Source organism: Larkinella fluvii (genome assembly GCF_051857545.1).
GTDB lineage: Bacteria > Bacteroidota > Bacteroidia > Cytophagales > Spirosomataceae > Larkinella.
On the sequence record NZ_JBPZHB010000011.1, the window covers coordinates 104,296 to 117,701 of the forward strand.

At 52.6% G+C, this 13,406-nt stretch carries 10 protein-coding genes; 7 read left to right on the forward strand and 3 right to left on the reverse strand.

From position 1 onward, the window contains the following. The first annotated feature begins 78 nt into the window (after positions 1–78). The 5 genes from ACS5NO_RS27295 (at position 79) to ACS5NO_RS27315 (ending at position 6,169) form a co-directional block, all read left to right on the forward strand. Positions 79–783 (forward strand): orotidine 5'-phosphate decarboxylase / HUMPS family protein, encoded by a 705-nt coding sequence (locus ACS5NO_RS27295; protein ID WP_114407856.1) that lies wholly within the window; start codon positions 79–81, stop codon positions 781–783. 85 nt (positions 784–868) lie between these two features. Continuing rightward, the gene (locus tag ACS5NO_RS27300; protein WP_439418066.1) at positions 869–1,894 is read left to right on the forward strand and encodes a zinc-binding dehydrogenase; all 1,026 of its coding nucleotides are present in this window, start codon (positions 869–871) and stop codon (positions 1,892–1,894) included. 110 nt (positions 1,895–2,004) lie between these two features. Beyond that, on the forward strand, positions 2,005–2,781 hold the full coding sequence (locus tag ACS5NO_RS27305; RefSeq protein WP_439418067.1) for an SDR family NAD(P)-dependent oxidoreductase: 777 nt from the start codon (positions 2,005–2,007) through the stop codon (positions 2,779–2,781). A gap of 108 nt (positions 2,782–2,889) precedes the next feature. After that, positions 2,890–3,786, forward strand: coding sequence for a sugar phosphate isomerase/epimerase family protein (locus tag ACS5NO_RS27310; protein ID WP_439418068.1), 897 nt, complete (start codon positions 2,890–2,892; stop codon positions 3,784–3,786). A gap of 43 nt (positions 3,787–3,829) precedes the next feature. Then, positions 3,830–6,169, forward strand: a complete 2,340-nt coding sequence (locus ACS5NO_RS27315; RefSeq protein ID WP_439418069.1) for a right-handed parallel beta-helix repeat-containing protein — start codon at positions 3,830–3,832, stop codon at positions 6,167–6,169. A gap of 204 nt (positions 6,170–6,373) precedes the next feature. Here ACS5NO_RS27315 and ACS5NO_RS27320 read toward each other — a convergent pair whose 3' ends face one another. Then, complete coding sequence (locus ACS5NO_RS27320) at positions 6,374–7,042, reverse strand: FAD-binding oxidoreductase (protein WP_439418070.1); 669 nt, start codon at positions 7,040–7,042, stop codon at positions 6,374–6,376. 64 nt (positions 7,043–7,106) lie between these two features. Beyond that, positions 7,107–8,045: a tRNA epoxyqueuosine(34) reductase QueG gene (queG, locus tag ACS5NO_RS27325; RefSeq protein WP_439418071.1), complete on the reverse strand. Its 939-nt coding sequence runs from the start codon at positions 8,043–8,045 to the stop codon at positions 7,107–7,109. A gap of 193 nt (positions 8,046–8,238) precedes the next feature. On the opposite strand from queG, the gene ACS5NO_RS27330 reads away from it, so the two are divergent. Beyond that, complete coding sequence (locus ACS5NO_RS27330; protein ID WP_439418072.1) at positions 8,239–8,826, forward strand: nucleotide exchange factor GrpE; 588 nt, start codon at positions 8,239–8,241, stop codon at positions 8,824–8,826. An 89-nt stretch (positions 8,827–8,915) separates the two neighbouring features. Beyond that, positions 8,916–10,058 carry a molecular chaperone DnaJ gene (gene dnaJ, locus ACS5NO_RS27335; protein ID WP_138992256.1) on the forward strand — a complete coding sequence of 381 codons (1,143 nt, stop codon included), beginning with the start codon at positions 8,916–8,918 and terminating at the stop codon, positions 10,056–10,058. Positions 10,059–10,193: 135 nt separating this feature from the next. On the opposite strand, the gene ACS5NO_RS27340 is transcribed toward dnaJ, so the two are convergent. Beyond that, complete coding sequence (locus ACS5NO_RS27340) at positions 10,194–13,226, reverse strand: glycosyltransferase family 117 protein (protein WP_439418073.1); 3,033 nt, start codon at positions 13,224–13,226, stop codon at positions 10,194–10,196. Positions 13,227–13,406: the final 180 nt, after the last annotated feature.

Consider the following 13,406-nt stretch of genomic DNA (forward strand, 5'->3'; position numbering starts at 1 on the left):
AATTATGAGTAGTCATGGAGAAAAAAATGCTATTGGTACGTAGCTCCCGTTTTACACAACCTTCATTCAATTCCGTTAATGAAACCCATTGTTCAAATTTCCCTCGACCTCACCAACATCGATGAAGCCCTCGAAACCGCTGCCCTGGCCATGCGCGCTGGGGTAGATTGGCTCGAAGCCGGCACCCCGCTCATTCTGGCGGAAGGCTTGCACGGTGTCCGAAAATTACGGGAAGCGTTCCCGAATGTTCCGATTGTTGCCGATCTGAAAACGATGGACGGCGGCTACCTGGAGGTCGAGATGATGGCGAAGGCCGGAGCCACGCACGTGGTGGTGATGGCCCGCGCGCATGCCGAAACCATCAAATGCGTCGTGAAAGCCGGGCGTGATTTTGGCGCACAGGTGATGGGCGACAACATGGTTTGCCCGGACATGATCGAAGGGGCACGTTGGCTCGAAGACCTGGGATGCGACTTCATCATTCACCACATCGGCTACGACGAACGCCGGGGCATTGCCGCCCAGGGACACCGGATGCCCAGCCCGCTCGACCAGTTGCGCGAGGTGGTTCAGGCGGTGAAGATTCCGGTGCAGGCCGTCGGTGGACTCTCGCTCGAACAGGCCATTCGTTGTCCGGAATTTGGCGCTCCGCTGGTCGTTCTGGGTGCGCCCCTGACCATCGATGCCGATTCGTTCAAAACCGCCGATGGCGATCTGGAAAGCTCGTTGCGGCTTATTTGCGAAAAGATCCACGCCTATGGCGATGTTGTGGTTGGAAGATAAAAAATGCCTCCAGCCCCTTCAGGGGTTGGGGTGTTAAATCTGTTTCAAAAATTATTATATCCGTTCTTTGAACCACACAAAATCAATGAAGTCTGCTGCTGTTGTCAATTTTGCTCCCGAGAAAGGCTCGGTTGAAATTCGTGAAATTCCGAAACCGACCATTGGTGACGACGATGTGTTGCTGGAAGTCGCCAACGTCGGCGTCTGTGGCAGTGATCTCCACCAGTGGACCGCCGACCATAGCTGGCCGGTCAACTATCCCGTTGTGCTTGGTCACGAATTTGGCGGTCATATTGTCGAAGTGGGAAGCCGGGTCGTGGGCTGGAAAGAAGGCGACCGCGTCGTGAGCGAAACGGCCGCCATCATCGATCCCAACAACCCCATGACACGGCAGGGTCTGTACAATCTGGACCCCACCCGCAAAGGCTTTGGCTACGGCGTCAATGGCGCCATGACCAAATATGTTCGCGTGCCGATGCGTATTCTTCACCACGTGCCAGACTCGCTGGCGTTTGAAGAAGCCTGTCTGACCGAACCGTGTTGCGTGGCCTTCAACGCCGTGGTCGAAAATTCGCGGATTAAACCCGGCGACCGCGTCATTGTGCTGGGTCCGGGCACCATCGGCATTTTGTGTGCCGCCATGGCGCGGCTTTGCGGAGCCGAAGTGGCGGTTGTTGGTCTGGAAGCGGATCGTCATCGTCTAGCAATCGCCCAGCAATACGGCTGCGAAGCGATCATCGGCGATGCGACCGAATGGGCTAAAAAACGCGACGGTTTGGGAGCCGATTGCATTATCGATGCCGCCGGAGCCAGTATTACGCTCAAAATCGCGCTGCAACTGGTGCGCCCCAACGGCCACATCACCAAAGTGGGCTGGGGACCTCAACCACTCGGTTTTTCACTCGACGCGCTGGTGCAGAAAAACGTCACGCTTCAGGGCAGTTTCAGTCATAACTGGCCGATCTGGGAACGCGTTCTGGCATTGCTGACGAGTGGTCAGCTCGACGTCAAACCGATCATCGGTGGCGTTTGGCCCATCACCGAATGGCACGAGGCCTTTGAAAAAATGCACCACGGCGAAGTGATCAAAAGCGTTTTGAAACCAGTTTAAAATAGAATAAAGAGATGAGACAAGAGAAATGAGACTAAAAAACGTATTCGTTAAAATCTCTTCAGATTCGCTTAGTCTCTTGTCTTTCTTCTCCTCTCTTTCCTCTCAGAATGCGCTTACAAGAGAAAGTCATCATCGTTACCGGCAGTTGTACGGGCATCGGGAAAGCCATTGCGAAACGCTGCGTCGAAGAAGGGGCCCGGGTCGTCATTCACGGTCTGGAGTCCGAATTGGGTCAGGAAGTGGTGCGTGAACTGGGTCCTGAAAACGCCGTTCTGTACATTGAAGACCTGGCCGCTGAAGGCGTTGCGGAAAGACTGGTCAATCTGGCTGTGCAAACATTCGGGCGGCTGGATGCCGTAGTCAACAACGCGGCTTGGGTCGCGTCTTCCAATATTCATACAACAAGTCTGGCGTTTTTCCGGCAAATTCTGGAAGTAAATACGCTGGCTCCATTTGCCCTGATCCAGGCGGCTTTACCGTATCTGAAACCATCAAAAGGCTGTGTGCTGAACATTGGCTCGGTCAACGGCTGGAGTGGAGAACCGGATCTGATGGCCTACAGCGTGTCGAAAGGCGCGCTGATGACGCTGACCCGCAACCTCGGCGACACCCTCCACCGGGAAGACGGCGTTCGGGTGAATCAGATCAACCCCGGCTGGGTGCTGACCGAAAATGAAGCCCGGCGCAAACACGAACAGGGTTTGCCCGTCGACTGGTACAAGGACGTCCCGCCGGTTTTTGCACCCTCCGGTCGCATTCTGTGGCCCGCCGAAATTGCGGCTGCGGCTGTCTACTGGCTGGCCGACGAGAGTGGACCCATCAGCGGCCAAATCGTTGATTTGGAACAACATCCGCTCATCGGACGAAATCCGCCAAAAAATTAACCGTTTAGGGTATTCGGCTTACGGTATTCGGTAGCTGACGCGAGTTAAAAAATGCGTCAGCTACCGACTACCGTAAACCGAATACCCTAACTCTAAACCACTATTAAAATGCCCAAACTCGCTGCTTTTCCCAAAGCTTTTATGCAAGCCCTCTGCAAAGACGGCACGATGACGGTTTCCGAATGGATTGAACTCGCCGTCCAGCTCGACATCGACGGTCTGGAATGGTACGCCGGTTTTCTCGAAATGGCCGACGAAGCCAACTGGTCGCGGTTTCGCCAGCAGGTCGAAAGCCACGGCAAGGTGATTCCGATGATGTGCTGCTCCCCGGATTTTACGCACCCCGATCCGGCGTTTCGCGCCACTGAAATTGCCAAACAGAAACGCTGGATCGATATGACCTACGCCCTGGGCGGTTCGTATTGCCGTGTTCTCTCCGGCCAGCGTCGGCCCGAACTCACCATCGATGAGGGCGTTAAACTGGCGGCTGAGTGCATCGAAGCCTGTTTGCCCTACGCCCGCGAACGCGGCATTACGCTCATCATCGAGAACCACTACAAAGACGATTTCTGGGAATACCCGGAATTTGCGCAGAAAATGGATGTGTTTTGCCAGTTGGTCGACGCCATTCATGACCCGAACTTTGGTGTGAATTATGATCCAAGTAACACCTTTCTGGCAGGTGAAGAACCGCTGGAGTTGCTGGCCCGCGTGGCGGATCGCGTGGTGACGATGCACGCCAGCGACCGGTTTTTGCTTTCCGGTACCATCGAAGACCTGCGCAACGAAGAAGGCGGTGCCGTGGGCTACGCCAAACGGTTGAGCCACGGCGAAATCGGCAAGGGCCTGAATGATTATGATGCTATTTTTACGATCTTGAAGGGCGTTGGCTTCGACGGCTGGATTAGCATCGAAGACGGAGTCGATGGCATGGCGCAACTGGAGCGCAGTGTGGCGTTTCTCCGCCGGAAAATGGCGCAGTACTGGCCGGAATCGGTGGATTGATGTCTAAAATCTGGCAGCGGTTTTTACTACAAATCAATACTTTATGACCAAATGGATCTGGCTCTCTCTTTCCTTGATTACGCTAACGGTTCGGGCGCAAAGCCGGTTTTACGTCGCTCCGTCGGGGAAAGATTCCAATCCCGGCACGATCGCGTTGCCGTTGGCCACGGTATCGAAAGCGTTGGAAAAAGTAAAAACCGCTCCCCGGAATACCGTTCAGATCTTTCTGCGGAAAGGCAGTTATTATTTAGCCGAAACCGTGGTCGTCAGGCCGGAAACCGTGAACGGGAAAATTCTGACAATCAGTGCTTTTTCGAATGAAAAGGTGCAAATCAGCGGTGGCCGGAAATTGGCGCTACGCTGGCAGAAAACCGGTACAACGACCTGGACCGCGCGCGTCGACGGCCCGGCTTTCGAACAATTGTTTCTCAACGGGAAAAAGCAGATTCTGGCGCGGTATCCGAATGATGACGCCAAAGCAAGGGTCTTCAACGGTACGGCTGCCGACGCCCTGAGTACACAACGGATCAGCCGGTGGAAGTCGCCCGAAGGCGGTTTTATTCATGCGCTCCACCAGGGCGAATGGGGCGATTTTCATTACCGGATTACCGGAAAATCGGGCGGGCAACTGCAACAGGAAGGCGGTTGGCAGAATAACCGCCCCGCTCCGCTGCACAAAACCGAGCGGTTTGTCGAGAATATTTTCGAAGAACTGGACGCACCCGGCGAATGGTTTTTCGACAAAAAGACCCAACTCCTCCACCTGATTCCGCCCCCGGGTGTCAATCCCGAAACCGCCACCGTGGCAGTTTCTCACCTGAAAAGCCTGATCGAATTAAGAGGAACACTGGAAAAACCGTTGCAACAGGTTCGCATTCAGGGTATTCTGTTTGTGAATGCGGAACGGACGTTTATGGAACCGTATGAGCCGCTGCTGCGGAGCGACTGGATGCTGTACCGGGGTGCTGCGGTGTATCTGGAGAATACCGAAAACTGCCGGATCGAAGACTGCGAGTTTGCCGACTTGGGTGGCAATGCGGTGATGCTGAGTCGTTATAACCGAAAATCGGCCGTCGAAGGTTGTCATTTTCACCACATCGGAGCGAGTGCCATCAGCTTCGTGGGCGATTCATCGGCGGTGCGTTCTCCCGCTTTTCGGTATGAAAAGTTTGTCCCGTACGGCCAGATGGATTTGACACCAGGGCCGAAAAATAACCGGTTTCCGTCCGAATGCGTGGCGGCTGATAATCTCATTCATGATAGTGGTCAGATCGAAAAACAGTCGGCGGGCGTAGAAATTGCGATGGCGTCCGGGATCATTGTCCGGCACAACACGATTTATCAGGTTCCCCGCGCCGGGATCAACATCGGCGATGGCACCTGGGGCGGTCATTTGCTGGAGTTTAACGACGTTTTCGACACGGTTCTGGAAACCGGCGATCATGGCGCGTTCAATTCCTGGGGCCGCGACCGGTTCTGGCACCCCAACCGGCAGACCATGGACAGTCTGGTGGCCGTTCACCCGGAACTCATTCGGCTGGATGCCCAGAAAACCACAATCATCCGCAACAACCGGTTTCGCTGCGACCACGGCTGGGACATTGACCTGGACGACGGCAGCAGCAATTACCACATTTACAACAACGTTCTGCTGAACGGCGGTCTGAAATTCCGGGAAGGCTTTTACCGCATCGCCGAAAACAATATCCTGATTAACAACTCGTTTCACCCGCACGTCTGGTTTGCCAAAAGCGGAGACGTCTTCCGGAAAAACATCGTCATGCGGCCTTACGCGCCCATCGGCATCAAAGACTGGGGCCAGGAAGTGGATGCGAATCTTTTTCTGGATCAGCCTGCGTTACAAAAGGCGCAAAAGGACGGGACTGACCTTCACAGCGCTTCTGGTGATCCGGTTTTTGTTCAGCCTGAAAAAGGGAATTATCAGGTCAGCGCCACCAGTCCGGCTTTAAAAACCGGCTTTCAGAATTTTCCGATGAACCAATCTGGGGTTCAAAAACCGGCTTTGCGCGCTCTGGCCCGTTCTCCTAAACTCCCTATTTTACTAGACAGCCGGTTTGAAGATTCGGTGCAGGAAATGACCTGGCTGGGCGCTTCGATCCGAAATATACGCGGTTTGGGCGACCGCTCGGCCTTCGGTTTGCCGGACGAAAAAGGCGTTATTGTGGTGAACATTCCCACAGGAAGTCTGCTCGAAACCTCGGGGCTGAAACCCGGCGACGTGATCAGAACGGCGAATCAGGAAGAGACGCCCAACCTCGGTCGGCTGATCGCGATTCAGCAACAGGTCAACTGGACGGGTCGTCTCGATATAACGGTGATTCGAAACCAGCAGACTTTAAACTTGTCGTTGCCGCTAAAGTAACTGACATCTGCGGCACTCACCCAACCTGTCGTCACGAGTACGATGCTGGACCAGTTCAGGGCACTTTTGCTGAATTTTGTCCATGGCGAAACCACGGATTGAGGATTCGTGTCGGTTAAAACGCTAGCCATCGATCGTCTTTTTATTTTTGAAAATTCAATACAACCATGTGAATTTCAAAAGAAAACAAGAATATTTCTAGAATCACTTTTCGAATACGACGGCCTGCGGGTCGGCTCCATTTTGAGTCAAAATCCCGGCGATGGACTGAATCATGGGGTCCGGACCACAGATGTAAAAATGGCTGTCAAACCGATCTACCTGTGTTTTCAGAAACGTTTCGTCAATGCGTTGTTTGGGATGATTGCTCCCGGCTTCCGGTTGAGTAAGGACGAAAATCACCTGATCGCCCAGCATTTCTTTCAGTTCTTTTTCGTAGATAATATCGGCGGGCGTTTTATTGGAAAAGAACAGTTTGTTGCTTCCGAGACGGTTCTCTTTGTGAAGCTGCCGCAGAATGGCCATAAATGGCGTTATGCCAGCCCCCCCCGCAATAAAATAGCCCTCACCTTTGTATTCAATGGTTCCCCACGGATCATCGATGATCAGTTCATCGCCCTCCTGGAGCAATCCAATCTGTTTGGTAACGCCCTCGTGGTCGTTGTAGGATTTGATGGTGAATTCCAGGTAAGGTTCGGTATTGAGGCACGTAAAGGTAAAAGGTCGTTTCTCCTCTTTCCAGGCTGGCTTGTTAATTGAGACGTCCGTGGCCTGACCGGGTACGAACGTATAATTTCCCGGTTTTTGAAATCGGATACACCGGACATCATGGGTTACCTGCGTTACGGATAAAACGGTTACGACATAGGTCATTACGGTAATTGGTTAAGAGGGTATTAAACGCCAAATTATTCATAATTCTGGAGAATTATCAAACTTACTCACCCGTTTTCACAAACGAAATATTCCGTTTTAATCCTTCCAGTTTCGTTCTTTTAACGGCCGACCGACGGAAAATCTCCTGAAAAATATCCTGGGTGATTTCTTCCCAATCGCTCCTAGTAAATTCCGCCAAAGCCGGATTGGGGTCAAACGCCGGGGTCGTGTGGGGGCGGGAAAACCGGTTCCAGGGACAAACATCCTGGCAAATGTCGCAGCCGAAAATCCAGTTTTCAAATTTCCCTTTTACCTCGTCCGGGATGGCGTCTTTCAGTTCGATGGTGAAATAGGAAATGCACTTGCTGCCATCCACAACATACGGATCGGTAATGGCATCGGTCGGGCAGGCGTCGATGCAGCGGGTGCAGGTGCCGCAATAATCGGCGATGGGGCCATCGGCCACCAGTTCCAGATCCAGAATCAGTTCACCGATGAAGACAAAACTGCCCGTATCGCGGGTAATCAGGTTGGTGTGTTTACCGACCCAGCCCAGGCCGCTGCGTTTGGCCCAGACTTTGTCCATCACCGGGGCCGAATCGACAAAAAACCGCCCATTGACGTCGCCGATTTCCTCGTGAACAAAGGCCAGTAACTCCGCCAACTTTTCCTTGATAACAAAGTGATAATCTGTGCCGTAGGCGTATTTCGAGATTTTGTACCCGCCTTCTTCCTGCGCTACGGTTTTTTCGGGGTAGTAGTTCAGCAAAACCGTCACCACCGACTTCGCCCCGTCCACCAGAAGCCGGGGGTCGAGCCGTTTGTCGAAGTGATTGGCCATGTACCCCATCTTGCCGTGCATCTGCCGGTTGAGCCACGCTTCCAGCCGCGGAGCTTCTTCTTCCAGGAATTCGGCGTTGGAAACTCCGCAGAAATCGAAGCCTAGTTCAGTCGCTTTGGCTTTGAGCAAGCGGGTATGTTTTTGGATCGCTGAAATCATAGTCGGGTTGAACCCAAGGCCGCTATTCCGGGGTTTTATCCGTACCGAAGCTGACACGTTACCGGGTTTCCTGTCAAATTTAACAGGCCCGGCCCACGAATAAAAATGCCATCTTGTCAGTATTCTAAAAATTGGCAACTAATTTGCGACTTTATTGGGTACTATGTGGTGGCGACGAAATACAACCAAGCGTATGGAAAATAAAGAAACTTTGAATACCGAAGAGCAGCAACCTGACAATACCGCCCATGAAGCCAATGTCGTTTCGGAAGCTCCGACTGACAATACGTCGGACGACATCGAATCCGGTGCAACGGGCGAACAGGTGATTACCGAATTCGATAAAGTGAGTGTCGAACTGACTGATTTAAAGGATAAATACCTCCGCCTGTATGCCGATTTTGAAAATTTCCGTCGGCGCACGGCCAAGGAGAAAATCGACCTGATCTCCAACGCCAACGAGGGGTTGCTGGTGGCGTTGCTGCCGGTTCTCGACGATTTCGAACGGGCCTTGAAATCGGCAGAAAACACATCGGATGTCGAAGCGCTGAAAGCCGGGGTGAAATTGATCTTCAATAAATTTTATAAAGTTCTGGAATCCAAAGGCGTGAAGCCGATGGACTCGCTGGGCCAGGTTTTCAACCCGGATCTGCACGAGGCCATTACCCAGTTTCCGGCTCCCAGCGATGATCTGAAAGGAAAAATCATGGACGAAACGGAAAAAGGATACCTTCTGAATGATAAAGTGATCCGGTTTGCGAAAGTGATTTTAGGCTCCTGAACGATGACGATAGGCTAGAACGAGTAGACTGAACAGGACGGCTTTCCGCCCCTCCCCGTTCAGTCTACTCGTTTTTCAACGAACAATACATGGCTACGAAACGAGATTATTACGAAGTATTAGGGGTCGACAAAAACGCTTCGCCGGAAGAAGTTAAAAAAGCCTACCGGAAGATGGCGATCAAACACCACCCCGACAAAAATCCGGACGATCCCACCGCCGAAGACAAATTCAAGGAAGCCGCCGAAGCCTACGATGTGCTGAGCGATCCGCAGAAAAAAGCACGGTATGATCAGTTTGGCCATGCCGGCATGAACGGCGCGGGCGGTGGTGGCCAGTCGATGGACGACATTTTCTCGCAGTTCGGCGATATTTTCGGCGACGACAGCCCCTTTGGCAGTTTCTTCGGCCGGGGTGGTCAGCAGCAGGGTCGGCGCGTCCGGCGCGGTTCGGATTTGCGGATTAAACTGAAGCTGAACCTGCAGGAAATCGCCAACGGTGTCGAGAAAAAAATCAAGGTAAAACGCCACGTTTCCTGTACGACCTGTGGTGGCAACGGTTCCAAAAACGGTACCGCCGTCACCACCTGTAACACCTGTAACGGTTCCGGTCAGGTTCGGAAAGTGGTCAATACGATGCTGGGTCAGATGGTTTCGACCAGCACCTGCCCGACCTGTAATGGCGAAGGCAAAATGGTCACCGACCGTTGTGACACCTGTTTCGGCGAAGGTCGTCTGTTGCAGGAAGACGTTATTCCCATCAAAATTCCGGCGGGTGTTGCCGAAGGCATTCAGCTTTCCGTAACCGGCAAAGGAAACGTTCCTCCGCGCGGGGGCGTGGCCGGTGATTTGCTGATTGTGGTGGAAGAAGAGGAAGATGACAACCTGAAACGCGACGGCAACAATGTGGTTTTTGATTTGCACGTCAACTTCGTCGATGCCACGTTAGGAACCTCCGTGGAAGTGCCAACGATCGACGGTCGCGCCCGAATCACCCTCGAACCGGGTACGCAGGGCGGCAAAATCCTCCGTCTGAAAGGCAAAGGCATCAAGGAGCTGAATGGCTACGGGCGTGGTGATCAACTCATCCACATCAACATCTGGACGCCTAAAACACTCAGTTCCGAAGAACGCAGCATTCTGGAACGACTGCGAAACTCGCCGAACTTCCATCCCAAACCGGGAAAGAACGAAAAAGGGTTCTTCGATAAAATGAAAGACTTTTTCCACTGACATAAAAAATCCCGGCCAGACTGGCCGGGATTTTTTATGTCAGTGGAAAACAAGAGAGGTGAGACTTGAGAGTAAAGATTTGAAAGTCAAATTGTAAATTCTTTACTCTCTATTCTCACCTCCCTTGTCTCCGGGTTATCCCAGCGCGTTCAAATGCTTCTGGAACAGCGCGTCGTATTTTTTCGCCAGCGCTTCGTTTTTGGTTTCGCGGAACGCGTTCACGATGGTTTGCAGGTTGTACAGATCAAAGTTGGCGTCGTCGCTGCCGCCACCGGTTTGCTTGATGTAGGTCAGACTCTGGTCGGCCCGGTTTGCGACCACATCGGCAATGGCCTGGGCGGTTTTCAGGTCGCCTACTTCCAGCAGAATCCGGATGTAATTAGTCGAAATCTGGTCGTACGGAATGCTTTTGTCGGGAATGACCTGCAACGAATGGTTCAGCACTTCTTTGGCCTGGGCATTTTTCCCCTCGCGCATCAACTGATCGGCCAGCCGCAGGAACGCAATCCGGGCCGAAATAACCGGTGAACCACGGTACGTATCGTCGTAATACGAATTCGGGTTGTTCATTTCCCGCCAGAAGGTTTTCTTCATCATGTTGGTATACATCACGTCGGAATTCACAAAACCGTCCGTTGCACTCGGCACCTGCACCGGCATCAACCGGAATGCATACCCTTCCAACTGCATGTGATCCTTCAGATTCAGGTAGTTCGATTGCCCCAGCGTAGTAGAGAAATAGATCGGCCGTTTCCAGTTGTTGGTCGCAATGATGTCGAGCATCACCAGATCCGGTTTGTAGATATCCTGTTTGCCATAATTCCAGACCACGGTATCTTTCACCATCGGCAGCAGATTTGCCGGCACAAAACCGAGTTTCTGAACCTCCGCCTTGTCAACCGGCAGGAAGAACGTCGGCGACGGCAGAATATTGGTCATTTCGCCGGTTGTCAGCGGCACCTGAATTGCCTGGTTGTTCTGTTTCACCAACCCGATGTATTCTTTCAGGTTGATGCCATTTTTCACCGCCGGGATTTCATAGAACGGAATCACGTCGTTTTTCCCTTTGTTGAACTGGGCAAATTCCAGCGAAATTGGCAACGCTTCAGACTCGTACGTTTTGCGTTTCATTTGCTGAATGTACCACTCGGTACCGAGCAAGCTCAGGTTACAAACCCGTACGTCGGTCCGGAAACCTTCGACTTCCTGGGCATACCACAAGGGGAACGTGTCATTATCACCACCCACAAACAGAATGGCGTTCGGGGCGCAGGAATTCAACAGGTTTTTGGCAAAATCAACCGAATGGTAACGGTTTGACCGGTCGTGGTTATCCCAGCTTTTGGCCGCCATCATCACCGGAACCAGCAAACACAGACCAGCGACGAGCCCCACACGCATCTTTTCACTCTTCAAATAGGCCGCCAAACCGTCTACCAGTGCAACCACCCCCAGACCGATCCAGATGGCAAAGAAGTAGAATGAGCCTACGTAAATGTAATCCCGTTCACGCGGTTCGGAAGGCGGAGAGTTCAGGAAGATCTGCAAGGCAATCCCGGTAAAGAAAAACAGCATCCCCACAATCAGCAGGTCTTTTGGCCGGCGGAAATATTGAATGACCATCCCGAACAAGCCCAGCAAAAACGGCAGCATGTAGAAGTTATCACGGGCTTTGTTGTCTTTGATCAGATCCGGAACACCATCGTCACTCGTCCAGGGCAGCAGATAACCCGACCCTTCCTGATCACCGGCACGTCCGGCGAAATTCCACATCAGATAACGCCAGTACATGTGCCCCAACTGGTACTGAAAGAAGAATTGCAGGTTATCCCCCATCGTCACTTTCCGCGTGGGTTGCCCCTGTGCGTCGAGCGGAATGTTCAGCATGCGCGAATACAGTTGCGGGTGATTATTCTGGTTGCTGTAAATCCGCGGAAACAGCATTTGCTTGTCGCTGTCGTAGATGTATTCCGGCGCATAATCGAAGATTTTGTACTGGCCGTCGCGCTTTTCGTATTGTGGAGCGCCTTTTTTCTGATCGACGGGGCGCGAGAAAAACAGCGGGCCGTAGCTGAGCGAACGATTCCCGTATTGCTCCCGTTTCAGGTACGACACGAAATTAACCACATCGCTCGGGTTATTTTCGTTGATCGGCGTATTGAAATCCGACCGGATCAGCACCTGAATGTAGGACGCGTAGCCAATCAAAACGAATGCCAGTCCCAGCAAAGCCGTGTTCAAAATGGGCCGGTTTTTGCGCGCCGACCAGATAATTCCGTAGATCAGTGCTCCTATAAAGACAATCGTGAAGATGATGATACCGGTCGTAAAGGGCATTCCAAACGTGTTGACGAAAAACCGTTCAACGGCAAAAGCCGCCGTGGGAAGTCCCGGAATGATACCCGAGTTGATGATGCCCAGAATGACCATCCCGACACCGAAGGAAATAACACCACCCCAAAGTGTCACTTTCGGGTTCTTTTTGAAGTAGTAAATCAACGCCATGGCGGGCAGCGTCACGAGGTTCAGCAAGTGGACGCCGATGGAAAGGCCGATCAGGTAGGCGATGAAAATCAGCCAGCGGTTGGCGGCAGCCTCGTCTTCGATCAGTTCCCAGCGGAAAGCCGCCCAGACGACAATGGCCGTAAAAAAGGAAGAAACCCCGTATACTTCGGCTTCAACGGCAGAAAACCAGAATGTGTCCGAAAATGTATAGACCAGGGCACCAACCGCACCGGAACCGATCACCGTCCAGATTTCGGTCGGAGTCAGTTCATTGAATTGCTTGTTGATCAGTTTGCGACCCAGCATGGTGATCGTCCAGAACAGGAACAGAATGGAGAAGGCACTGGCCAGCACGGACATCATGTTGATCCAGTAGGCCACCTGGGTGACATCGCCGAGGGCCAGCATCGAGAAAACGCGGCCCGTCAGCAGGAAAAACGGCGCTCCCGGCGGGTGAGGCACCTGAAGTTTATAGGCACAGGCAATGAATTCGCCACAGTCCCAGAAGCTGGCCGTCCGCTCGACCGTCGACGCATACGTAAACAGCGCGATGGCGAAAAGCACCCAGCCGGTTATGTTGTTGATGCGTTTATACGAAAAACCGGATGCTTGCGGGGGCGTCCCGGAACGCACTGTAGATTCTGTTCCTCTGATGGTCTGCATTGGGGTAAGCGGTATATTTTCCCCAAAATTAACAAAATAAACCCCGCTTGACGCCGGTCAGGCCCGTTAAAGTTTGTTAAAGCCGTTTGGGAGGTCTTCTACCAGCTATTGCCGGTTGCTGCAACTTATGGACTCAAACCCGCCAGTTATTGGTTCCGGGTAGCAAAAGTGTAACCAAAT